Origin of the sequence: Aerosakkonema funiforme FACHB-1375 (genome assembly GCF_014696265.1) — a bacterium.
GTDB lineage: Bacteria > Cyanobacteriota > Cyanobacteriia > Cyanobacteriales > Aerosakkonemataceae > Aerosakkonema > Aerosakkonema funiforme_A.
The window spans coordinates 107394-132441 of the sequence record NZ_JACJPW010000005.1; the positions used below are offsets into that span (position 1 = coordinate 107394).

The 25048-nt window shown below is 43.9% G+C and carries 20 protein-coding genes and 1 pseudogene; 11 read left to right on the plus strand and 10 right to left on the minus strand.

The window, feature by feature from the left end; genetic code table 11:
- Nucleotides 1-32 precede the first annotated feature (32 nt).
- On the minus strand, nt 33-2465 hold the full coding sequence (gene ppsA, locus H6G03_RS03310) for a phosphoenolpyruvate synthase (RefSeq protein ID WP_190462048.1): 2433 nt from the start codon (nt 2463-2465) through the stop codon (nt 33-35).
- Nucleotides 2466-2602: 137 nt separating this feature from the next.
- Between ppsA and H6G03_RS03315 the strand changes: the two genes are divergently transcribed.
- Nucleotides 2603-3001, plus strand: coding sequence for a hypothetical protein (locus H6G03_RS03315; protein WP_242056835.1), 399 nt, complete (start codon nt 2603-2605; stop codon nt 2999-3001).
- A 1-nt stretch (nt 3002) separates the two neighbouring features.
- Nucleotides 3003-3362, plus strand: coding sequence for a hypothetical protein (locus H6G03_RS03320; RefSeq protein WP_190462050.1), 360 nt, complete (start codon nt 3003-3005; stop codon nt 3360-3362).
- A gap of 19 nt (nt 3363-3381) precedes the next feature.
- Here H6G03_RS03320 and H6G03_RS03325 read toward each other — a convergent pair whose 3' ends face one another.
- Both H6G03_RS03325 and gap read right to left on the minus strand, forming a co-directional pair.
- On the minus strand, nt 3382-5790 hold the full coding sequence (locus H6G03_RS03325) for a CHAT domain-containing protein (RefSeq protein ID WP_190462052.1): 2409 nt from the start codon (nt 5788-5790) through the stop codon (nt 3382-3384).
- A gap of 136 nt (nt 5791-5926) precedes the next feature.
- Nucleotides 5927-6928 (minus strand): type I glyceraldehyde-3-phosphate dehydrogenase, encoded by a 1002-nt coding sequence (gene gap, locus H6G03_RS03330; protein ID WP_190462053.1) that lies wholly within the window; start codon nt 6926-6928, stop codon nt 5927-5929.
- Between the two features lie 598 nt (nt 6929-7526).
- Here gap and H6G03_RS03340 point away from each other — a divergent pair.
- From H6G03_RS03340 to H6G03_RS03375, 8 genes are all read left to right on the plus strand, one after another.
- Nucleotides 7527-7688, plus strand: coding sequence for a hypothetical protein (locus H6G03_RS03340; protein ID WP_190462057.1), 162 nt, complete (start codon nt 7527-7529; stop codon nt 7686-7688).
- Nucleotides 7689-7757: 69 nt separating this feature from the next.
- Nucleotides 7758-8159, plus strand: coding sequence for a peptide-methionine (R)-S-oxide reductase MsrB (gene msrB / locus H6G03_RS03345; protein ID WP_190462059.1), 402 nt, complete (start codon nt 7758-7760; stop codon nt 8157-8159).
- A 91-nt stretch (nt 8160-8250) separates the two neighbouring features.
- Entirely contained in the window at nt 8251-8700 is a 450-nt protein-coding gene (locus H6G03_RS03350) for a DUF29 family protein (RefSeq protein ID WP_190462061.1), read from the plus strand.
- 44 nt (nt 8701-8744) lie between these two features.
- Nucleotides 8745-8945 (plus strand): hypothetical protein, encoded by a 201-nt coding sequence (locus H6G03_RS03355; RefSeq protein WP_190462063.1) that lies wholly within the window; start codon nt 8745-8747, stop codon nt 8943-8945.
- A gap of 430 nt (nt 8946-9375) precedes the next feature.
- On the plus strand, nt 9376-9654 hold the full coding sequence (locus H6G03_RS03360; RefSeq protein ID WP_190462065.1) for a hypothetical protein: 279 nt from the start codon (nt 9376-9378) through the stop codon (nt 9652-9654).
- A gap of 282 nt (nt 9655-9936) precedes the next feature.
- Complete coding sequence (locus tag H6G03_RS03365; RefSeq protein WP_190462067.1) at nt 9937-12711, plus strand: bifunctional acetate--CoA ligase family protein/GNAT family N-acetyltransferase; 2775 nt, start codon at nt 9937-9939, stop codon at nt 12709-12711.
- Between the two features lie 37 nt (nt 12712-12748).
- Nucleotides 12749-13363, plus strand: a complete 615-nt coding sequence (locus tag H6G03_RS03370; RefSeq protein WP_190462069.1) for a hypothetical protein — start codon at nt 12749-12751, stop codon at nt 13361-13363.
- A 70-nt stretch (nt 13364-13433) separates the two neighbouring features.
- A complete protein-coding gene (locus tag H6G03_RS03375; RefSeq protein ID WP_190462071.1) occupies nt 13434-13916 on the plus strand; it encodes an adenosine-specific kinase in 483 nt (160 codons plus the stop codon).
- A 30-nt stretch (nt 13917-13946) separates the two neighbouring features.
- Here H6G03_RS03375 and H6G03_RS03380 read toward each other — a convergent pair whose 3' ends face one another.
- A complete protein-coding gene (locus H6G03_RS03380) occupies nt 13947-16244 on the minus strand; it encodes an ABC transporter substrate-binding protein (protein ID WP_190462073.1) in 2298 nt (765 codons plus the stop codon).
- A gap of 140 nt (nt 16245-16384) precedes the next feature.
- On the opposite strand from H6G03_RS03380, the gene H6G03_RS03385 reads away from it, so the two are divergent.
- Nucleotides 16385-16615 (plus strand): hypothetical protein, encoded by a 231-nt coding sequence (locus H6G03_RS03385; RefSeq protein ID WP_190462075.1) that lies wholly within the window; start codon nt 16385-16387, stop codon nt 16613-16615.
- On the opposite strand, the gene adhE is transcribed toward H6G03_RS03385, so the two are convergent.
- The 6 genes and pseudogenes from adhE to H6G03_RS37495 form a co-directional block, all read right to left on the minus strand.
- The gene (adhE, locus tag H6G03_RS03390) at nt 16606-19251 is read right to left on the minus strand and encodes a bifunctional acetaldehyde-CoA/alcohol dehydrogenase (protein WP_199315111.1); all 2646 of its coding nucleotides are present in this window, start codon (nt 19249-19251) and stop codon (nt 16606-16608) included. The two genes, H6G03_RS03385 and adhE, sit on opposite strands and share 10 nt — an antisense overlap.
- Before the next feature lie 480 nt (nt 19252-19731).
- Nucleotides 19732-20508, minus strand: coding sequence for a pyruvate formate-lyase-activating protein (pflA, locus tag H6G03_RS03395; protein WP_190462077.1), 777 nt, complete (start codon nt 20506-20508; stop codon nt 19732-19734).
- A gap of 82 nt (nt 20509-20590) precedes the next feature.
- Nucleotides 20591-22819, minus strand: coding sequence for a formate C-acetyltransferase (gene pflB, locus H6G03_RS03400; RefSeq protein ID WP_190462103.1), 2229 nt, complete (start codon nt 22817-22819; stop codon nt 20591-20593).
- A gap of 378 nt (nt 22820-23197) precedes the next feature.
- Nucleotides 23198-24031, minus strand: a complete 834-nt coding sequence (locus H6G03_RS03405; RefSeq protein ID WP_190462079.1) for a polysaccharide deacetylase family protein — start codon at nt 24029-24031, stop codon at nt 23198-23200.
- A gap of 108 nt (nt 24032-24139) precedes the next feature.
- Nucleotides 24140-24394: pseudogene (locus tag H6G03_RS03410) on the minus strand (Photosystem Q(B) protein 1); the annotation flags it as partial.
- A 409-nt stretch (nt 24395-24803) separates the two neighbouring features.
- Nucleotides 24804-25048: hypothetical protein (locus H6G03_RS37495; protein ID WP_206756604.1), on the minus strand; the 245-nt coding region annotated here is incomplete at its 5' end.

The following is a 25048-nucleotide window of genomic DNA, read 5'->3' on the forward strand; positions in this document are numbered from 1 at the left end:
AGAGGGTGAGCAATGCTCACCCTACTGTATTATTACATTCCCTCGACTTCAGCTACCATTAGGAGTGTTTTGAGAACTGAATCGGGATTCAGACTCATCGAGTCGATTCCTAACTCGACTAGGAAGCGGGCAAATTCCGGATAATCGCTAGGCCCTTGACCGCAGATACCGATTTTGCGATCGTTCCTTTTAGCAGATTCGATCGCCATCTTCACCATCCGCTTCACCGCTTCGTTGCGCTCATCGAAAATGTGGGCAACTAAACCAGAATCTCGGTCTAATCCTAGTGTAAGTTGAGTAAGATCGTTAGATCCGATCGAAAAACCATCAAACACTTCGCTAAATTCATCCGCCATAATTACGTTACTGGGTAACTCGCACATCACGTAAACTTGCAACCCATTAACGCCGCGTTCCAAACCGTGTTTCGCCATTTCAGCTAACACCTTGCGACCTTCTTCTGGCGTGCGACAAAAAGGAATCATGGGGATAACATTAGTCAAACCCATTTCATCCCGCACTCGCTTCAAAGCCTGACATTCCAAAGCATAAGCATCGCGATATTTGGGATCGTAATAACGAGAAGCACCGCGCCAACTTAGCATTGGGTTTTCTTCTTTCGGTTCAAATTGCTGACCGCCCAAAAGATTGGCGTATTCGTTACTCTTAAAATCGCTCATCCGCACTACTACAGGTTTGGGATAAAATGCCGCAGCAATTCGGGCGACACCTTGGGCTAACTTATCGACAAAGTATTGAGGTTTATCTTCGTAACTTGCGGTTAGTTTTGCCAATGGCACTTTAATTTCGTCATTTTCCAATTCGTCGAAATGAATCAAAGCCAAAGGATGCGCTTTAATATGATTGGCAATGATAAATTCCAACCGCGCTAATCCGACACCATCGTTGGGAAGGGCGGACAAACGAAATGCTTCTTCCGGATTGCCCACATTCATCATTATTTTAGTTTGAGTGCGAGGTAAGTTTTCCAGCGCTACTTCTTTGACTTCAAAAGGTAGCAATCCTTGATAAACTTTTCCTTCTTCACCTTCCGCACAAGAAACGGTTACTTCTTGACCAGTTCTCAGGAGATCTGTAGCATCGCCGCAACCGACAATTGCGGGAATACCCATTTCGCGAGCGATAATTGCGGCATGGCAGGTTCGGCCCCCTTTGTTAGTAATAATGGCGCTGGCTTTTTTCATGATCGGTTCCCAGTCGGGGTCGGTTTTATCTGTTACTAAAACTTCTCCCTGTTGGAACAAATCGATTTTGCGAACATCCAGCATGACGCGAACTTTTCCCTGACCGATCGCTTCCCCAACGCTGCGACCAGTTACCAGTATTTTACTGCTTTGTTGCAACTCATAGCTGCGAATAATATTTTGCGATTTCTGGGATTGTACCGTTTCCGGACGCGCTTGTACGATAAACAGTTCGTTACTCAAACCATCTTTCGCCCACTCGATATCCATCGGGGTGTAAATGCCGCGTACATCGCTGTAGTGGTCTTCAATTATGCAAGCCCAACGCGCTAGTTGTAATATTTCATCATCTTCAAGCGCAAATTGGTTTTGTAATGTTGATGGAACGCGCTCGTTTTTCATCTGCTTGCAGCCACCGACATCGCAAACGAGTCTGTATTCTTTGCTGCCTAATCTTTTGTCGATAATCGGGCGGTAGCCATCTTTTAAAGTAGGTTTGAAAACTAAGTATTCGTCTGGGTTGACTGCGCCTTGAACGACGTTTTCTCCCAATCCGAAGGCGGCTGTAATTAATGCGCTATTTTTAAATCCGGTTTCGGTGTCGATCGAAAACATGACACCAGAGGATGCTAAGTCGGAACGTACCATTTTTTGAATGCCGACGGAAAGGGCGACGCTGAAGTGATCGAATCCCCTTGCATGGCGATAGGAAATAGCGCGATCGGTAAATAATGATGCAAAGCACTTGTGACAAGCACCGATGACGCTTTCGACGCTTTGGATGTTGAGATAAGTTTCCTGCTGTCCCGCGAAACTGGCGTCGGGTAGGTCTTCTGCGGTGGCGGAGGAACGGACTGCTACTTCTGTGTCTGCACCGTAGCGATCGCACATCTTCTGGTAAGCTAGTGCGATCGCACCCCGCAATTCTTTGGGAAAAGGTGTGTGCAACAGCAACGACCTCGCCTTCTTTCCCCGTTCCTGCAAATTGTTAACATCTTCCACATCCAAGTCCGCAAATAATTCGCGCAGCTTTTCTTCTAAACCTGCTGCTTGGATGAAATAACGATAGGCATAAGCTGTGGTTGCAAATCCGTTGGGAACGTTAACTCCCTTATGAGTTAATTGCCGGATCATCTCTCCCAAGGAAGCATTTTTGCCTCCAACTAAGGGTACATCGACAATCCCAACTTCATCGAACCAGAGAATAAGAGATTGTTCTTTGGAGAACCTGGGCGATTTTTCTTCTGTTGCTATAACCATAAGTATTTCCTGCTATCTAGCCTCAGTCTAGCGATCGACAGCAGAGGAATGGGTAAATTAGATCACTTTGTAATTTAATTTACAATTTCTTTGGGATCGGCTTGACGATCGCATTTTTTGGTATAATGCTATACAAAATGTCCATTTTCGGGTTGGGGAAAGGGAGAAGTAGCGATCGCCTACAGCATGGTAGGCTCATGGAAGCAGATAAAAGCATTGATATGGTAAATGAAGGAACGCCTACCTTTTATAGAGGGGGTAGTAATTTTGAGGCTAAACCCAACGAAGTTAGAATAGACCCGGAAACGAATTATGTTAAGCCAACACATGGAATATCGATCCATCAAGATGCCGATCGTGTTAGGAGTTTTGGAGGAGCCTATAAAATCGTGTTCTTACCCGATACCTTAAAATGCGTGCAAAGAGGACGCGATCGCGGTCATTACGAGATTGTGCCTAGAGAGGCTAATTTACTCACCTACAAACAATACCTTGATGAGTTAAGAAAAATCCAAGCCGTTCTGGAGGAACAGTGATATGGAAACCGCCCCTAAACTAACATTTAAATATGGTTGGGACGAAAGAGATGAAGTAGAAACGCTGATGAAAGGATGTAGAAGCGATGGGATTGTCCAATTTGAAGATGGCAAAACCTATTCAGTCTATTTCATCGATCCGATCCGTTTGCAGCAAGATTTAGAGGAAGAAGAGGAGTTGGGTTCTCCTTTTTTGGCTCCACCAGGGTTGATTGTAATACCTGAGTTAACGCGAAGTGCGATGGAAAATGCGATCGCGCAATTGTGGAAGCAGGGATATTTTGATGCACTGAAGCCCCTTTGTGAAGTGAAAGAATCACATCAGGATACAGAGTGGATTTATAACCACAAATTAGGGTAGCGAGGATTATCCCTGCACGCTATTCAAAACGAACGCTGACACTGCGAAAACCGCGCCCCAAATAATCTTCGCTAGCTTGAATGATGATTCGTTTGCCATTTGGGGAACCAAAAAAGACTAGCTGAGCGCTATCTTTGGTTAGTCTGGTATTGCCAGTATTTTCAGTTAAACCTCTTTGGCGGTAAGCTTGGCGATAAAAATCGATTAGTTGTTCAAAGCTGAGAGTGCTATGGAAAAATATATCGACTTCTCCCGGTACTCGCAATGAAGGCGACTCGCGGTAGTCGGTAACGTTATCTGGAACTGGGAAAACTGTGTAGTAGCGGACTGCTGCTTGAGTGCTGTTGGTATTGCTGTTATTAGCAACAGAAACTCCACCCGTTACTGCTTGCAGAGTTCCAGAAGAATTAGCTGCACCGATGAGGGTAAATGCTGCCCAATTAATCGGATTTGGGTAATCTTTCATTGTTTTCAGCATTGCCGATCGCAGTGCTTGCGCTTTATCAGAACCGGATTTAAGATTCTGATAGAATGCTGTCATCAAACTAGCGGTAGGAGCATCGGGAACAGACCACAAAGAAACTATGACGCTGGGTACGCCTGCACCAATTAAAGAACGAGAAAGTCCGACAACTCCATCGCCGGAAATTTGTCCTCTCCCAGTGTCGCAAGCACTCAAAACTACGAGTTCGGCACTTAATTTCAAACTGATAATTTCTCGCGCTGTCAGAAAGCCGTTATCTCGATCTGTCGGTGCTAAGGCGAGGGAACTGAAAAAGCCGCCAATGTCATCTAATAATCCGTGGGTTGCTAGGTGAACAATTCGCGCTTTTGACAGGGATTCCAACACGGTAGCTTTGGTAGCGTTTGCGCCTAATAAAGGTTGGGTAGCGAACATTTTGGCGATCGCGATCGCTTCTTTTTCCGCTCCCGGTAAGCTGGGTAACTGCTGGGGCGGTTGGTTGGGACTAACCCTAATACTCGGCATTGTAGGATTGCCAACAATCAATATTCCTTTGGCTTCTTGCTGAATGCGTTGTTGTTGCGATCGCGTCAGTTGTAATACTTGAATTGATGGCGATGTAAGGATAGTATGTTTCTCGATTAAGTATTTACCCGCGCTGTCTTGCAGTGCTGGAAAAGGAACTAAAAACAGAAAGTCTTGCGGGATAAAAATTATGCGATTGCTTGGATTAGTTGGCAGCAAATTGGCGATCGGTTGGATGAGGAGTTGATGAAGTTGCTTCAGTTCGGCTGTTTGTGCGTTATTTGGTCTGTTATTATTAACAACTCTTGCCGCTGTGACTGAAATTCCGATTCCCCTGGCACCGATCGATGCTCGCGCTTGACGGACAATTTCCTGCAAAGAAGCATTGCCGCTGACTATATTGCTGCGTCGAAATGCCACTTCACCTGTAGGTTTAATAACCCAAATTAGCAGTTTTGTCGCCCGAAATTTTTGATAATTTTCTGCCCAAAAAGCTCCCTGCGGATTGAAATCGTAAATCACACTATAAGTGACTAAAGTCGCATTTTCTGCTTTGGCGATTTGCTTGATTTGCTCAATGTTAGGTGCATCATCTGTTGCGGGAAATTCAGAGGTAGAATTTAGGCGAGACGCTAAAAGCCCCACAAAAGCGCGGGCGCGATTTTGTTCTGCTAATTCCAATGCTTCGTTAAATCGGTTTTGGGCTACTAAAACTTGCTGCCGCCAGCGATTTACTTCGATTTCGTAAGAGTAATCAACTTGCTGAGCCAACTGTTCGCCTACTCTCTGCTTGCGTATATTTTGGTAAGCTGCTAGCGATGCTGCTAAATTGGTGTCGGCGGCGGGCATATTGCCAGCGAGGAAATAATTCATTCCCAATTGTTGTAAAACTCTGGCTTTGCTATCGGAATAAGGAGATAGATTTACCTTTTCTATAAAGGCGATAGCTTGATTGAGAGATTCTATTGCTTTTGCATAGTTTTTCTGGGCGGTGTAGATATCGCTTATATAAATTAAGGTGTAAGGAGCTTTAGTTTTATCGTCGAAATCTTCTTGCCGTTGCAGGAAAAACGCTAAATTTTGTTGGTGAAGTTCGAGTGCTTTCGGAAAATTATCTGATTCTAGATAGGTCTGTGCCATGTTATATCTAGCCAACCATTGACCATCGGCGTAATTAAGCCGTTGTGCTAGTTGCAAAGCAGCTTGAAATGTTTGTATTGCTTGGTTATAATTTTTGGCTTCTCGATCGTCTGTTCCCGATTGAATTAGTCGCAGAAAGGGGTTCAACTGCTCGCTACTTAACCTGGATATAAGCGTGTTTCGACAGGCTAAGGAATAGCTATTGCATTTATTTATGGGCTCTGGGTTGAGTGCGATCGCAGCATTGGCGGACAAAATAGCACTCACAAGTAGAGTAGTGCGAATAATGCTTAATTTCATAATTTTTTGCTTGTCAATGGGATTAAAATCCAATATAGCAGCAAATATCCATAAACCCGGTTTCTTGGAGAAACCGGGTTTATAAGTAATTTCGTAGGTTGGGTTGAAACATGAAACCCAAGCTAGAAAGAAATGGCTAAATGTACAAAGTTAAATCCACCAGTCGGTTGGAATAGCCCCACTCGTTATCGTAATAAGCGAGAACTTTGACAAAGTTGCCATCAAGTACACTTGTAGATTTGAGATTCACAATTGCCGAGTGAGGATCGCCCACACAGTCGCTAGAAACCAAAGGCAAATCGCTCACTTTGAGAATTGGTTTCATCGAACCAGAAGCATACTTGCGGAAGGCGTCGTTAATTTCCTCTTTCGTTACCGATTTTTGCAATATCGCATTTAAGTCGGTGACAGAACCTGTGGGGGTGGGTACGCGCAAGGCGATCCCATCAAAACGTCCTTTCAGTTCGGGTAAAACTAAGCCAACAGCTACAGCAGCACCCGTAGTTGTCGGGACAATATTTTGAGCTGCACCGCGTCCGCGTGCCCATTCTTCTGGGTGTCCCATATCAACTAAACGCTGATCGGCGGTGTAGGCGTGTACGGTAGTCATCCAACCTTTTTCGATGCCGAATTCATCGTTGAGAATTTTGGCAATTGGCGATAAGCAGTTGGTGGTACAGGAAGCGGCTGAGATGACGTTATCTCTTTCTTTGTCGTATTTTTCGTGATTGACGCCATAAACAAAGGTAGGAACTGATGAACCTTTAGCGGGCGCACTGATAATCACTTTTTTGGCACCAGCTTGCAAATGCAAACCAGCTTTTTCGGCGCTGCGAAAAACGCCGGTAGATTCAATTACCACATCAATTCCCATATCTTTCCAGGGAAGGGCGGCGGGGTCTTTTTCTGCCAAAAGGGGGATTTCGCGATCGGCAACTTTAAGACCTTTTTCTGTGGGAGTTACTTCCTCACCGGGGAAACGACCGTATATGGAGTCATATAGCAACAAATATGCTGCTAAATCGGTTTTTAATGCCACGTCGTTGACGGCGACGACTTCAATATCTGGGTTTTCATGCGCTATCCGCATAAAAGCCCGTCCGATCCGTCCAAATCCATTAATTGCTACTCGTTTCATGTTAGTTACTGTTGTGCTATCTAAACTTCGTAGGCCAGAAATTTCCAAAAGCTGTTACGCACGATACGGTTTATTTGCGGAATAAGTACAGATTCAGGAAATAGGCACTTTTGTGGGATTAAGTAGCTCTGCTGTGGCTGAGGTCAAATAGAACTAAAGCTTGCTCTACCCTTAAATATATTAAGGCGACGCTCCCATTAACTTTAGGGGCTAAAAAAGGACGCGCTTCTGAATATACAAGGCAATTTGAAACGATTTGGGTGAGAAAATATTTTTAGGAAATTTTTAGAAGTTTAAAAACATTCGCCGATCCCAGTGAGTGCTGGTTAAATTTGTGTTGGGTAATTGCCAGCGATTGGCGTTGTGAGCTATTACGCGCCCGACAAAGTTTGTCAACGAATTGTAACATTTTATATCCAGCTTTCATCTAGGGATGAGCCATGCTTAGCTTTGGCATTAAAAAATCCGAGAATGAAATTGATGTCGCTGTTTTTGCTAAAATTATGAAAGAGATGGGAAAGTTTAACGATCGCAATCATAAATATCCTTGAGTTAATCGTGATTCGAGCCATAGGTTTGGCTGCGGTATCAATATAATATGCTCTTATGTTTAAAACGTTTGAATGTTGGGATTGTGCTGGATGGAGAGGTAAAAAGTTGGCGATCGCTTATAGCTTTGCGTAGTATGTATCGGATTCCGGTAATCCGCACCCCCACAAGTATGGTGCGACACTTACAATCTAACTGTGGGTTGGATTAGCGAAGGGATACACCTTTGCTTCGATCCGCTAAAATCCCATACAAACATATCAAAAATGAGTCTCGGAGCATGATTAACAAGGTACAAAAGTCTGAGTCAGAATGGAAACAGCAGCTAACGCCCGAACAGTTCAAAGTCACCAGAAAGAAGGGAACGGAAAGAGCATTTACGGGCGAATATTACAACAACAAAGAAAAAGGAATTTACAAATGTGTTTGTTGCGGTAATGACTTGTTTAACTCAGAAACCAAATACGATTCTGGAACGGGTTGGCCTAGTTTTTGGGCTCCGATCGCACAAGATAACATAGCTGTTGAAGAAGATAACAGCTTGTTCATGCGTCGCACAGAAGTGCTTTGCGCTGCCTGTGACGCTCACCTGGGCCACGTATTTAACGATGGCCCCCGTCCGACAGGTCTGCGCTACTGCATGAATTCTGCCGCTCTTAAGTTCGAGAAAAAGGCTGAATAATAGCTTTCTTTCTGCTTTGGGACGATGAAATGCAGTCGTCCCTCTTCTGTTGGCAGAATGATAATATCGCGAAACTGAAAAATAAGGATTTATGGAAGAATTAATCGCACTCAAAGAATTGCTCCATCAAGGCAAAGTTGCTGAAGCACTAATACTGGTAGAAGAATTAGAGGAAATGAGTAAATCCGATAAACTCAACAAAATCTTTAGCTATGGCATTATTCTACTGCTGCATTTAATTAAACAAGTCGCAGAAAAACGTACTACTAAATCATGGAATCTTTCTATACGCAATTCGGTCAAGCAAATTCAACGCACCAATCAGAGGGAAAAAGCGAAAGGAACCTATATGAATCAAGAGGAACTATTAGAAACCTTACGCGATGCCTATGATTTAGCATTGGAACGAGCCGCTTTGGAAGCATTTGAAGGTAGCTATGAAGCTGAAGAATTAGCAGAATTAGTAGAGCGGGAAGCTATTATCGCCAGGGCAATGGATTTGATTTTAGAGCGACAAACTAATGAAGGTTCAAACGAGTAAATAGCGGAAATTACCTCTTGCGGTGTTAGTGGGAGAGCTTCTGGTTGGGAAAAAATAGCATTAAGGTTGGTGAAGTGCGATCGCAGGAGCCTGTTTGGCAGGTGGAAGCGAAATCGGCAAACGGCATCAAGCACTTTCTTCGCAAGCGCTTTTTATCTTTTTCGATGGTATTGGTAATTGCGTTTTTACTACTGGTGTCGCTGGTTATCAGTACGTCGCTGGTAATTCTAGACAATTACTTGTGAGGTTTATTACCAGGTTTTACCTACTTATGGCAAATTCTTAATTTTCTCTTTTCATTTGGCATAATTATATCAGCCGATCGCACCTTAGCTGTCCCTAAAACCTGCCTCCGGGAACTTTAACGCGATCGCTAACGTCAAACCTCCACAAAATATAATTGCAGATTTAATATAAATCTCTAAGCGAGCGCATCTGCTTTTGCTGTGTCACAGATCACAAAATACAGGTTATTTCAGTTAATGTTGTGCTTGTTTAACATAAGTAAAGTTGACACTAACGCTTGTGTAAATTGTCTTTATGACGTTTTGTAATGATTTGCAATGTTTTGATTGCAAATACTAAAATTTACGCAGAGTTGTAAAATTTTGCCGCATACTTAATTAAAGGAAGACCGATTTCGCCGTGGAAATGGTTTGAAAGGGAAACGATCTTATGAAAACCTTAACTACTCCAGTTTCAGTATGTAAATATTGTCAATATTACAAACCGCTGGGAAGGCGGGGTGGTTCTTGCGAAATGCTGGGCGTATCGGTGCAAGGTGGGTGGAAAGGTTGCCATTTAGGCATACCCCAATTTATGAAAAAATGCGATATCTACCAAAATGCAGTAGAAAACAGTAATCTAATACACAAAAATTCCCAAGCACAAGTAGAGGAATTATCAGAATTACAAATAAAAAGTTACGATACAGCCGATCTAGTAGTTAGCTGAATTAAAATTGCGATCGCACTCAACCGCGAGAAGCCAGGTTTTTCTAAAAAACCTTCGAGAAACCCGGTTTTTTAGAAAAACCGGGTTTCTTGCTGAGAAAAACTCCGAATAGCATCAATTTGCTGCACTACAAGCGGTTGAGTGTTTATTTAGCTGCACAAACAAATTGAGCTAATTTCTGGGACAACAGGTATCGTAGTCAACGGACAGCGATCGAGCAATTTCGCTAACCTGTAACTGAAATAGCCATTAATTAAATAGATAGATTGACAGGAGCGAGCGATGCAAACGCCAACGCCAATTAAACAAACCACCGATCCCGCCCATGACGTACTGCGTTACGAATATCAACCCCTTGATGCCATCTTTGCACCAAAAAACGTTGCTGTCATTGGCGCAACCGAAAAAGCAGGCAGCGTCGGACGCACCATCCTGTGGAACTTAATTAGCAATCCCTTCGGCGGTACAGTTTTTCCAGTTAACCCCAAACGCCCCAGCGTATTGGGAATTAAAGCTTACGCCAACATCGCCGCCGTACCCGAACAAGTAGACCTCGCCGTTGTGGTCACACCCGCCTCAACAGTGCCGGGAGTAATTAGCGAATGCGTCGATGCCGGTGTGAAAGGAGCAATTATTATCTCCGCCGGTTTCAAAGAAGCAGGCCCATCGGGAATCGAATTAGAGCGACAAGTGCTAGAACAAGCGCGTCGCGGCAGAATGAGACTAATTGGCCCGAACTGCCTGGGCGTCATGAGTCCGATATCGGGACTGAACGCCACATTTGCTAGCGCAATGGCGCGTCCCGGCAATGTCGGCTTCATCAGTCAAAGCGGCGCACTCTGCACAGCAATTTTAGATTGGAGTTTCCGCGAAAATGTCGGTTTCAGCGCCTTTGTTTCCATTGGTTCTATGCTGGATGTGGGTTGGGGCGACTTGATTTACTATTTGGGAGACGACCCCCGCACGGAAAGTATCGTTATATATATGGAGTCGATCGGGGATGCGCGATCGTTCCTTTCTGCTGCACGAGAAGTTGCCCTCACCAAACCGATTATTGTCATTAAAGTCGGACAAACGGAGGCAGCAGCAAAAGCAGCAGCTTCTCACACCGGTTCGCTGACCGGTAGCGATGAAGTACTCAATGCCGCATTCCGACGCACAGGCGTGTTGCGAGTAAACAGTATCGATGACTTGTTCAATATGGCAGAGGTGCTGGCAAAGCAACCCCGTCCCAAAGGAAAACGCCTCACCATTGTCACCAACGCGGGTGGCCCAGGCGTACTGGCGACCGACGCCTTAATTACCGAAGGCGGAGAATTGGCAGAATTATCGCCAGATACAGTCGAAAAGCTGAAAGCAATTCTGCCACCGGCGGCGAGTACGCACAACCCGATCGACATTCTAGGAGATGCGGAACCAGAGCGATACGCCAAAACGCTGGAAATTGTGGCTAAAGATCCCAACAGCGATGGTTTGCTCGCAATCCTGACTCCACAAGCGATGAGCGATCCTACCCAGACTGCGGAACAACTTGTCAAGACTTTGGAAGCAGAAAAGTTAAAGTCCAAGTCTGTACAAAGCAAACCTGTGCTGGCTAGCTGGATGGGAGGTGCAGAAGTTGCGCCTGGGGAGGAAATTCTCAACCGCGCTAGTATCTTTACTTTTCCCTATCCGGATACAGCAGCTCATGTATTTAATTTGATGTGGCGCTACAGTTATAACTTGCGCGGTATTTACGAAACTCCACTGCTGCCGGACAATTGTGGAGACGAGGCGTGCGATCGCGTTTTGGCAGAAACAATTATTAGAATGGCACGCTCTGCCGGTCGCACAATTCTAACTGAGTACGAATCGAAACAACTTTTGAGCGCCTACGGTATCCCCACCGTAGAAACCAAAATAGCCAAGACTCCAGAAGAAGCTGTCGAGTTAGCAGAAAAAATTGGCTATCCGGTTGTTCTCAAACTTTATTCCGAAACCATCACCCATAAAACAGATGTCGGCGGTGTGCGCTTGTTGTTACAAGATGCGATCGCAGTCACAGGTGCCTATAACGGTATCAAACATTCTGTCGCGGAAAAGGTTGGTGAAGAACATTTCTTAGGCGTCACAGTTCAGCCAATGCTGAAACTGGAAGGCTACGAAATTATCCTGGGTAGCAGTGTCGATCCCCAATTTGGCCCAGTGCTGTTATTCGGTACTGGCGGACAACTGGTAGAAGTATTTAAAGACCGAGCGCTCGCACTACCGCCGCTTAACAGTACTCTAGCGCGGCGAATGATGGAACAAACCAAAATTTACACCGCTCTTAAAGGTGTGCGCGGACGCGACCCTGTGAATATTGCCGCACTCGAACAGCTGTTAGTGCAATTCAGCCAGCTAGTTGTCGAACAGCCTTGGATCAAGGAAATTGATATCAATCCGTTACTCGCTTCCCCGCAAAGATTAATTGCGCTAGATGCGCGTGTGGTATTGCACGAACCGAATATCAGCGCTTCGGAGTTACCGAAACCTGCCATTCGTCCTTATCCGACGCAATATGTCGCATCTTGGCAGATGAAAAATGGCGCGGAAGTCACTATCCGCCCCATTCGTCCGGAAGATGAACCGTTATCGGTTAAGTTCCATCAAACGCTATCGGAAGAAACTGTTTATTTGCGGTACGCACATTTGGTAAAACTAAGTCAGCGGACTGCACACGAACGGTTGTCGCGTCTGTGCTTTATTGATTACGATCGCGAAATGGCGTTAGTGACCGAGTACGTCAATCCCGAAACCGGACAAGCGCAGATTATCGGTATCGGTAGGTTAAGCAAATTGCACGGTACGTCTGAGGCTGAGTTCTCTATGTTAGTGAGCGATCGCTTCCAACGTCAAGGTTTGGGCACTGAGTTGCTGCGCCGCTTAGTGCAAATTGCTCGCGATGAAAAATTGGATCGCATTACTGCTGATATTCTCAGCAATAATATGGCGATGCAGCGCATTTCTGAAAAGTTGGGTTTCCGGCTGGAGCGCATTATCGGCGAACCGATGGTGAAAGCAATTTTTGAGTTGTAAAAAGTAGGGTGGGCATCGCCCACCTTTTTATCAAAATATGGCATACAGTAATTTTAGTTTAGCTAATGTCAAACAAACCTTTGATTTAACTATAGAAGAAAATCAAAACCTGTTTAGCGAAGTTGATGCTGTTGAACCATCCGATATTTTAAGAATAATTTTACAAGAGTATATTCCTTTAGCTACAGCAATTAATACGGAAAAAGCTCGCTCAGAATTACTGATTTCTCAAGTATTAGCAGATGTCAGACGACAATTAAATTACCGAGTTAGTTTATTCTCCGGGACTGATTTTAATGTCGATGAAAAATTGGGACTTAACGGTTATTGCGATTTTATTATTAGTTGTTCTCCAGAACAATATTTCATTACGGCTCCAGTGATTACTATTGCTGAGGCAAAAAATGAAAATATCACTGGTGGTTTAGGCCAATGCGTAGCGAGTATGGTAGGAGCGCAGTTATTTAACCAACGGGCAAATAATGAGATTAAAACTATTTACGGAACGGTCACAACTGGAACTGTTTGGAAATTTTTAAAATTAGAAGATCGAACTTTATTTATCGATAAAATTGAGTATTATGTTAAGGAAATAGATAAAATATTGGGTATTCTTTTAGAATCAATAAAGGCTAATTTAACTGCGGATTAATTTTTATTACTAAACTGACAATTTGAGCGCACTGTCAGTTCATACTATTACGCAGATAAAGGAGGAAACTATGGAACTCAAATTAGTACAAGTAGAAATTCCAGAAGGAAGTAATATTATCATAGGTCACAGCCATTTTATCAAAACTGTGGAAGATTTGTATGAAATTATGGTCGGAAGTTCGCCGCAAGTGAAATTTGGCATTGCCTTTTCCGAAGCATCTGGGCCATGCTTGATTAGAGTAGCGGGAAATGATGGGAATTTACAACAAGCGGCGACTAAGAATGCAGAAGCGATCGCCGCCGGACACACATTTGTTATTCTGCTAAAAGAAGCCTTCCCGATTAATTTTTTGAACGCGATCAAACAGTGCCAAGAAGTTTGCCGAATTCATTGCGCTACAGCCAACCCCGTACAAGTAATTGTCGCAGAAACAGACCAAGGACGCGGTATTTTGGGCGTTGTGGATGGATTTTCGCCCAAAGGTGTGGAAACTGCCTCCGATGTGAAAGCGCGTCAGGAATTTTTACGCAAGATAGGTTATAAACTTTGAAAAAAGTTTCAGTGGTACGGAGCTAGTGGTTCACCTTAAATACAGGGAGTAAAACGTACCAAAGAAAATCAAAATAATCGCAGGAAAAGAGATTCTTCCAAACATAATTAATCGATCGAGTTTGATTTTATCCTTTTGGAAACGCTCTTTATGCCCCACTATGACTAGCAGCAGCTCTAAACCCAGTAGCAAGTAAACTAGATAAAAGGCATAGTCGAGAGCAACAACATAACCCACCCCATCTGGTAAGGACTCTAGCAAGCTGAGATGGTAAAATACCACTGCTAGCAGCAGACCGCTCAATACCTCAGCTGAGAGATTCTCGAAGGGAAGAAACAATAACAAGTATGCCACAACCACAAAGAACCAGAGAGGCAGCAAATTTTTGATGCTGAAACCGAGTAAGTCTCTTTTAATGGAGATGACAGTATTGAACTGGGAATATTCTAAATCCGAGTTGGTATCAATAACTCTGCGATCGCCTAAAGTAGATTTATTAACCAAGGTATCTTGGTAGAAGGTCACCTTTTCAGGAGTCCAAGCGCTGATTTCCTTAAAAACCTCCTCTTTCCATTGTTTAGGTAATTTTTTAGTGGTAGAGGACTTATCGCGCATTCCTACAAAGTCTATCGCATAAATCAACTTGTCTCGCGTTAGGTTGGCGTGTCGAAATCTCACCGACAAAAGCTGAGTGTCGAACGGGTAATCGTGAAAATCAAACTCCTCATGAAAATCGGCTTTAATCCGGTATACCTTATACTTTACATCAGCCTCTTGCCCTGATTTTATCGGCTCGCCAAGTTTTAATTTGTCCCCCGAATCGAGCCGATTTATTCCATAGTTAATAAACTCAATATTATCCGCGTCTAGGGCTGTTTTATATCTAAACCACAGATAAGAATCGACCAAATAGCTTGATGTTTTTTCATCTAAATAACTAACTTTATTAATATCTATACCCACGTAAACAATGTCGGTCTTGCGTAGATATCGATCGCCAACTTGCAAAATATCCCCTCTCGCGATTTGTTCATCAAAATCGGCAACTTTTTTAATATTGCTTATTGTTTGCAATTGAGTAAAAGCGGAGACAAGATTCCCTTTATCAAACAGCCCTACAGCAATAGGTACAACAGCATTTCGGTATTCATTCAAGTAAAACGTTCTCGTTCCTGTTTGGATAGCTGTTTCTGGGCTATCGATCCCAGCCAAACCATCTTTAACCAAGTAACGGTCTGTTTTGATATCTTTCCCCGTAAAAGCCTTTTTCGGTAAATCTTTCTTCGTCAATAGAGTCCGATCCATTGCTTCTACGAGCGCACTAATAGCATCATAGTAACAAGCGGCAGACCAACCAGGAGGAGTTCCGTAAGTTTGTTCAAATGTTGTCCTAAATTGTTGAGTTCGATCGTCCGCAACATCATAAATGAGTGGAACTGTGGCGTAAAGACCGTTTGTAAAGTAGCCGGGACTTTCCTTTTCTTCAGGAAGGTTAGCAACGCTTTCACCAATAGCCACATCACCGATATCATCGCCACCAAATAAGGGAAAATCCAAATTGCGCCTTTTGATTTCCACAATCAAGTTTGTCACTTGGTCGCGATTAGCCGCCAAGACAACCACATCGGTCGATTGACCGCTATCTTTGAGTTTTTGTAAGTCCTTAATAATAATCTCGTCTGTGGCTTTGTTTTGATTTTCTTCTAACTTCCACTTGGCTACTATGTCTCCTCCCAATTGTCGGAATTCAGCTTCAATGGTTTGGCCTAAACCTAAACCATAAGCATCGTAGCCGTGGATGAGGAAAATCTTTGAATACCCCAGCACCTTTTTCAGGTAATAAGCGATAAATCTCCCTTGAAAGCTGTCAGCAAAAACCGTGCGAAAATACCAATCATTACCTTCGGTTACTGAATCAGCAGTCGCCGAACCGCTGATCGCTGGAATACCGGCGGCTTGATAAATTTTTCCCGCTGCTTTGGATGTGCTGCTGGAATAGTGACCGATGACGGCGACTGCTTTCGATCGCACAATTTCTTCAGCTATTTTCTCCGCTACTTCCGGCTTGGCTTGGTCGTCATAGACTTCTAACTTCAGCGGTTTACCTTGAATACCGCCAGCTTGGTTTACTTTGTTGATGTATAATTCTACACCTTGAAGCATCGATTTGCCTGCTGCTTGCGTTGCATCCCCCACATTGGTTAAGGGAACGGCGATCGCTATAGTTATCTTTTCTTGGTTTTGCGCGTTGAATATAGCAATACCTATACTCACCACTATCCCTAACAGGACAAGAGTTAACCATAAAATCGTCTTTCTTCGACGCATACTTATCCAAGGAGCCAAAAAAAAAGGTAGTTTAGCCAAATATAAACCGGATTATAACATTACCTTTCTTGTTTCCTTTTGGTTGCCCGTCACTTAGCATACAAGTATAAAAAAGCACTTTATAATCAAAATAGCAGTAGATGCAAATTTTTTCTGACTGGGCGATCGCACTATCTTTTTCCATCAAAAATCATCCCCATCTTTATCTGCGTTTATCTGTAAATATCTGCGGTAAAAAAAAAGTGGGCATTGCCCACCCTACAGTTGTTTACCTATTGGAGAGTTTAACGCAATCAACCAAATCCAAAACTACACATTTAACAGCACAGGCAAATCCGTTTTTTCATCAAGTTCATCAGATTTACCGGTAACCGTTTGCCGTCACAACTCCATCATCTTGATGATACAAAGTTGCACCGACTTGACAACCACGGTAAGCTAAAATATACAATTCCTTCAAATCGCGAATCAACGGATAGCGAGGATTAGCACCAGTACATTGATCGTCGAAAGCTTGGTCTGCCATTTCTTCCACTTGTTCGTAGAAAGCTTTTTCTTGTTCCGGCAAAACTTCCTTAATCGTCAGCGGAATATCCAATTCCTTCTTCAGATTTTCGATCGCTTCCACCAGCTTTTCAACTTTCTCTTCTTCCGTGTTACCACCCAAACCTAAATAATCTGCAATCCGCGCATAACGCCATTTCGCATTTGGATACTTGTACTGCGGGAAAATCGCTTGTTTGAACGGCACATCGGTAGCATTGTAGCGAATGACGTGAGAAATCATCAACGCATTTGCTAAACCGTGGGGTACGTGGAAAGTAGAACCCAATTTGTGCGCCATTGAGTGACAAACTCCCAGGAAAGCGTTAGCAAATGCCATCCCTGCCATCGTCGCCGCATAGTGAACTTTTTCCCGCGCTTTCGGATCGTTAGCACCATTCTTATAAGCAGAAGGCAGATATTTCATCAGCAAGCGAATTGCTTCTAATGCTTGTCCGTTCGTGAACTCCGAAGCTAATACGGAAACATAAGCTTCCAGCGCGTGAGTTAGTGCGTCGATCCCGCCATAAGCTGTCAGCTTCTTCGGCATATTCATCACTAATTCGGGATCGACGATCGCCATAGTAGGAGTTAGCGAATAATCTGCCAAAGGATACTTAATACCCGTGCGATTATCTGTCACCACTGCAAAAGGCGTTACTTCCGAACCAGTTCCCGAAGTAGTCGGAATAGCAATAAAGATGGCTTGATTACCCAAACTTGGCAGTTCGTAAACCCGCTTGCGGATATCCATAAACCGCATCGCCAAACCTTCAAATTCGGTATCTGGTTGTTCGTACATCAACCACATAACTTTAGCAGCATCCATCGGCGAACCGCCACCGATCGCGATGATGATATCGGGTTGGAAAATTTTAATTTCATGCAATCCTTTATTGACTGTTTCCAAAGATGGATCGGGTTCCACATCAAAGAAAACTTGATGTTTGATGCCGATTTCATCCAGAATTTCAGTAACTTTATCCGTTACGCCCAAGTCAAATAGCGGTTTATCGGTAACGATAAATGCCCGTTTTTTCCCCGCTAATTCTCGCAACGCCACTGGCAAACAACCATATTTGAAATACACCTTGGGCGGGATGCGGAACCACAACATATTTTCTCGGCGTTCGGTGACGGTTTTGATATTCAGCAAGTGTTGAGGGCCAACATTTTCCGATACCGAATTGTCGCCCCAGCTACCGCAACCGAGAGTCAAAGAAGGATCGAGGCGGAAGTTGTAGAGGTCGCCGATCGCACCTTGCGAAGATGGCGTATTAATCAGCACGCGGGCTGTTTCCATCTTCGATTCAAAATATTTGATGTGTTCTTGATTGGATGGGGCTGTATACAATACAGAAGTATGTCCGTGTCCGCCAAAAGTAATTAAAGCATCGGCTTTTTCTACCGCTTCTTGGTAGTTTTTCGCCCGATACATTGCCAAAATCGGCGAGAGTTTTTCAAACGAAAAAGGTTCGTTTTGGCCGATTTCTTCGACTTCGCCAATCAGCACTCTGGTGTCTGGCGGAACGGTAATTCCAGCTAATTTCGCGAGAGTTTCTACCGATTGTCCGACGATTTCCGCATTCAAACGTCCGTTGACGCTAATTTTACTGGCGACTTTTTCTCGTTCTTCTGGATTGAGGAAATAAGCGCCCCTTTCCAGAAATTCTTCTTTAACCGTGTCGTAAACTGAATCGACAACCACCACCGATTGTTCGCTGGCGCAAATCATGCCGTTGTCGAATGTTTTACTCAACAAAATTGAAGATACAGCCATTTTAATATGGGCAGTTTCATCAATTACTGCTGGGGTATTTCCCGCGCCTACGCCTAATGATGGGTGTCCTGAAGAATAGGCAGCTTTCACCATTCCTGGGCCACCTGTAGCGAGAATCAGCTTCACATCATGGTGTTGCATTAAAGCTTGGGAAAGCGGTACGGTGGGTTCGTCAATCCAACCGATGATATCTGGTGGCGCACCAGCTTCTACTGCTGCTTTCAGGACGATTTTCGCGGCTTCGATCGTGCATTTCTTCGCCCGTGGGTGAGGCGAAAAGATAATCGCGTTGCGGGTTTTCAGGGCGAGAAGGGCTTTGAAAATCGCCGTCGAAGTTGGGTTTGTTGTCGGCACAATACCTGCCAAAATACCCACTGGTTCCGCAATTTTTTGGAATCCAAATGATTTATCTTCTTCGATAACGCCGCAGGTTTTTTCGTGCTTATATTTGTTGTAGATAATTTCGGAAGCGAAGTGGTTTTTAATCACTTTATCTTCTACCACTCCCATTCCGGTTTCGGTAACCGCAATCTTGGCTAACGGGATGCGTTGGGTATTGGCTGCAAGTGCGGCTTTTTTGAAGATAACATCCACCTGTTCTTGGGTGTAAGTCGCATATTTTTCTTGCGCTGCTTTAACTCGTGCAATTAAGGCTTCCAGTTCGGTTATGTTTGTGACTGTCATGAGGATTCCTTTAGGATCTGGCTGAATGCGATCGAGATAGGGTTTACAACCAGAACGCTCTGGCTATATTGATGTTGAGGATGGAAATTTTTTGGGCTGGCTTTGTTTCTCTGGATAACGTCTTGCCTGTTTATCTATTTATATTTTACCCAGAGAAACTATCCGATTAACTTTTTCTTGAACTTTTTTTAGGTTCCTATCTACCTTTCTGTTCTAAGTATATATTACTTTTTCGACATTTGGGAATTATCTTCCATATTTATTTACAGTTGAAAACGCTTGTTGAGGCATTTGTAGGTCAGGGATGATATTCAGCAAAATTTAAGCTTTTTATGCAGTACCCCTTCCCTGTTAACGAGGAAGAAGCTAGGGGGTGGAGTAATTGCGATCGCCTGCTTTTTGCTTCGTTCTTCAATGCAGGTTTTGCATCATTTTTTAGCACGAATTTCTCCATAATTCCACAGATATTATGTGGAAATTTCACGATACGACTGCCAGACCGTATTTTTTAAAGATATCTACCGTTCGTTGCACTAACTCTGCTGTTGGCGGTTGGGTATCTTTGAGTTGGTAATCATAACCCAACTGTTCCCATTTGTACTCGCCCATCTTGTGAAAAGGCAGTACCTCCACCTTTTCTATATTTCCCAACGTGGAGATAAAACTAGCAAGTCCTTCAATGTTAGCAGGGTCATCCGTGAGATTCGGTACCAAAACAAACCGAATCCAAGTTGGTTTGTTAATTTCACTCAGATATTTGGCTAATTTTAGAGTAGGTTCGATGGGAACGCTGGTAACCTTAAAGTAAGTTTCCGGTTCAAAGGATTTGATATCCAATAACACCAAGTCAGCGTACTCAAGCACTGGTTTGGCGGCGTGTTCTAAATCCGCATAACCGGAAGTATCTAATGCTGTGTGAATACCCAGCTTTTTGCAGCGTTTGAAGATTTCCGCGACAAAATGAGGCTGCATCAAAGGTTCGCCACCGCTGACAGTAACGCCACCGCCAGAAAAGCGCATATAAGATTTGTACTTTTCAATCTCTGCAATTAATTCATCGACGGTGACTTGTTTGCCATCAGTCATGGGACGACAATCGGGATTGTGGCAATACAAACAACGCAGAGGACAACCTTTTGTAAAAATAACGAAGCGGATACCTGGGCCATCAACTGTTCCGCAACTTTCTACAGAATGAATTTGTCCGACGACATTCTGATTTTGAGAAGATTCGGAAATAGAGATTGGCGTTGACATCAAAAATCCTCAAATTTTGGCGATCGAACAGAGATGGAACTCCTGGAAACAATAGGGTGGGCAATGCCCACCCTACTATATTCTAAATGCGATCGTGGAATGTCCGCTTAATTACATCGAGTTGTTGTTCGCGAGTTAATTTGATGAAGTTAACTGCGTATCCCGATACCCGAATGGTGAGTTGCGGATATTTTTCTGGATGGTCTATGGCATCTAGCAACGTTTCGCGATCGAGTACGTTTACATTAATATGATGTCCGCCATCGTGGCAATAACCATCTAATATTCCACTCAGGTTTTTGATGCGATCGTCTTCTGTTTTACCCAAGGCTTTCGGCACAATTGAGAAGGTGTAGGAAATGCCGTCTTGGGCGTGTTCGTAAGGTAGTTTGGCAACTGAGGCTAAAGATGCGATCGCACCTTTCGTATCCCGTCCGTGCATTGGGTTTGCCCCTGGTGCAAACGGTTCCCCAGCTTTGCGTCCGTCGGGTGTATTTCCCGTTTTCTTACCGTAAACAACGTTAGAAGTAATCGTCAAAACAGATTGGGTTGGCACTGCATTTCGGTAAGTTTTGTTTTGGCGGATCTTATCCATAAAATCCTTGACCAAGTTAACGGCAATGCTATCTACGCGATCGTCGTTATTTCCGTATTTCGGGAAATCGCCTTCGATTTGATAATCAACTGCCAAACCGCTTTCATTTCGCAGCACTTTCACTTTGGCATATTTCATTGCCGAGAAAGCATCTGCTACTACTGACAAACCTGCAACGCCACAAGCTAGAGTGCGGAGAATTTCCCGATCGTGCAACGCAAATTCCAGCCGTTCGTAGCAGTATTTGTCGTGCATATAGTGGATGACATTGAGGGTGTTAACGTACAGTTTCGCTAACCAATCTAACAGGCGATCGAACTTCGCCTTCACCTCATCGTAATCCAGGTATTCGGATGTAACAGGTTCAAATTCAGGTGCAATTCGATCTCCCGCTTTTTCATCCTTGCCACCGTTAATCGCATACAGTAAAGCTTTGGCAAGGTTGGCCCGTGCCCCGAAAAATTGCATCTGCTTACCGATTCGCATCGCCGAAACGCAGCAGGCAATTCCATAATCATCGCCGTAATACGGACGCATCAAATCGTCGTTTTCGTATTGTACCGAACTGGTATCGGTCGAAACTTTCGTGCAGAAATGTTTGAATTTTTCTGGTAATCTTTCCGACCAAAGTATCGTTAAATTCGGTTCTGGCGCAGGGCCTAAATTATATAGTGTGTGCAGCAAACGGAAACTGTTCTTGGTGACGAGAGTGCGCCCATCTTCACCCATACCGCCGATCGATTCTGTTACCCAAGTTGGATCGCCCGAAAACAGTTCGTTGTAATCTGGTGTCCGCAGGAACCGCACCATGCGTAACTTCATCACAAAATGGTCGATAATTTCTTGCAATTGCGCTTCTGTCGCATCGCCATTTTGCAAATCGCGCTCAAAATAAATATCCAAGAACGTGGCAACTCGCCCCAAGGACATCGCCGCACCGTTTTGTTCTTTCACGGCACCCAGGTAAGCGAAGTATGTCCACTGTACGGCTTCTTTGGCATTCGCTGCGGGTTTGCTAAGATCGAATCCGTAGCTAGCCGCCATTTGTTTGAGTTCTTGCAGCGCTCGAATTTGTTCGCAAATCTCTTCTCTTAACTGAATAACCGATTCTACAATCGAGTCGAGTTCCAGTTCTTTGAGTTGTTCTTTTTTGTCCGCAACTAAGCGGTCAACGCCGTACAAAGCTACGCGGCGATAATCGCCGATAATCCTACCCCGACCGTAGGCATCCGGTAATCCAGTGATAATTCCAGAATGCCGCGCCAGTTTCATTTCACGGGTGTAAGCATCGAAAACTCCATCGTTATGAGTTTTGCGATATTTGCTGAAAATCTCTTCCGTCTCTGGGTCGAGTTTGTAGCCGTAAGCTTCTAGGGAGGCTTTTACCACGCGGATACCGCCCAAGGGCATAATTGCTCGCTTCAGCGGTTTTTCTGTTTGCAAACCAACAATTTGTTCTCGCTCTTTGTCAAGATAACCGGGCTGATGTGCAGTTATAGTTGAAACGACTTTTGTATCGGCATCTAACACGCCTTTTTGTCGTTCTTGCTTCATTAAATCCAGTACTTGATTCCACAGCTGGTGAGTTCTTTCGGTGGGGCTACGCAAAAAGGACTCGTCTCCTTCATAAGGAGTGTAGTTTTTTTGGATAAAATCCCGGACATCTATTTCTTCTGTCCATTTTCCTGGAACAAAATTTTTCCATTGCTCCAACATGGCTTTTTTCTCCCCGTTACTTTGCACAGTTATCTTTTCTTTCTGCGCTAATACTATGTTACAAAGTTTGGGGGATGTCGGCCAAAAAGTATCACTTTATTTAATAAACAACTTCAATGACGTTTTAGTTTCTCTTTAAAACAATTTGTAGGTTGTTTTATCCGCTATTATAAATATATTGTGGTTTTTGATACTTTTTATAAAAAAGTCAGCTATAATACGAATATTATTAAGTACTTAATTGTGAGATAAAAATAAGAGATTCAGTATTTTTATCAGTGCTTTATCCAAATGTTTATGCTTGTTTGGCGCTTCTAACTTCAGCAGAGACAGAGAGGGGAGATAGTTTTGCTCCCCCGCTCTCCTACTGTCTCCCTCTTAATTAGCGGCCTTTGGAGGCTCAGTCTTGGGGTTCTGTGCCCGCTTCTGCATCGCCAACAGTTGCGGCACCGTGACAAATCGATATCCCCGCTGTTTGAGTCCGGCAATAATTATTGGCAAAGCCTGCACCGTTCTGGGGTGAATATCGTGCAGTAGTATAATTTCTCCCGGTCGGGCAGCTTTCAGGACATTATTGGCTAAAACAGGCGCAGATCTGCCGATATGGTTCTCCCCCGGATCGTCCGACCACATCACGATCGCATACTTTTGAGAGCGGGCGTAAGCTGCTAGGCCGTTGTTTAGGAAGCCTCCAGGCGGACGGAAAAGCGATGTCTTGACGCCAGTCGTCTTGTAAATTAGGGCGGCTGTATTTTCTATTTCGGCAGCAGCCACAGCCGGATTCATATGAAAATACCAGTGATGCCACGTATGGTTGCCAATGACATGACCGTCTTGCACTACCCTCCGCCCAATATCGGGATAATTTTTCAGGTTTCGTCCGATCCAGAAAAACGTTGCCTTGATGTTGTTTTTCCTCAAGATTTCCAGCACCTGCAAGGTAGTTTTCGGCCAGGGGCCATCATCAAAAGTCAGCGCAATTACTTTTTCTGGAGTACCTAAATCCACTTTGCGAACCGTTTTGCCTTGATACTGTGTCGGTACGGAAAAAACCAGATTAGTTGCTTTGACTGGATGTGCCATCCCAAAACTGGGCAGCCGCGAGTCAGATAGGCGTCCCGGCAGCGCCATGTAGCTGCCTAACAAGCCAACAACCGTCACCAGCGTTGGAAAAAACCTGGGATACCAAAAAAAGGCATATCTACTTTTCATCTTACAATTTGTATAAAAAAACGTCCCTATTATAAGGACGCTCTGGCAGAAAATCTTATTTGCCTAACGCGGTATTTTTACGACAGCCAGGAATAACTTAACTTTTCTTCAAATTACGGTAATTGCTTCGCCTCCTGCCAGCGTCAGAGGGAAATGGTGAGCGTTCGGCGCGTGCATTACTTGAATACCCAGATTAGCCCGATTGACAACATCGGCATCCGAATAGATTACCCGACCGCTGCTGTCCAAAATTGAGTGATTGAAGTTGAAGCCATTGAGGTTAAATGACATCAAACACACAGCCGCCGTGGCTAACCAAATACCTACTGTGGGTACAGCTGCCAGGAAAAAGTGCAAAGTTTGAAAATATCAATTTCGGGTCGGCGTTGAGTGATAGTACTCATAACGAATTTATCCTATCCTCCATGTATAACTAATGTTATAAAAACTTCTACGGAAGCTTATTATTTAGTTAAATATTTTTTACTTTATTTCTTAAATTTAACTTCCCAAATTTATTACTTAATTTAAGTAGAACTTAACTCATCAACATCAAAGTTAATTTCTTTAAAGAAATATTAATAAATGTATAGCCGAAACTTGGGGTTATAAAGTCAAAAGGAAGATAGAGAGGGAAAAGGGAAAAGGAAAAAGATTAATTCCCCCGCTCCCCCACTCCCCCACTCCCCCACCCTCCATTGAGCGATTGGCCCTCAAACCTGGGAATAATACAACAAAGAGTTAAATTTATGCCTCTGAAGCCACCCCAGCCCTAAAGGGACGGGGGTTCAAAATGCGATAAAACCTCCACTTGGCTCTCCCAAATTGGTACAACATCCAAGTTCTTAGTGTTAGCATTTTGAACTTTCGCTGCGACTCGCTCTGACTCTGGGAATTTCCCAAAGGAAGAAGGAACTTGTCCTCCTAATCGCAAGTTAATTTTCGTGGTCGCCTGTCTCCAAGCCGCATACAAGAGCGGTTCCGCACTTAACCAAGCGTTTTGTGCTTGATTCGCTT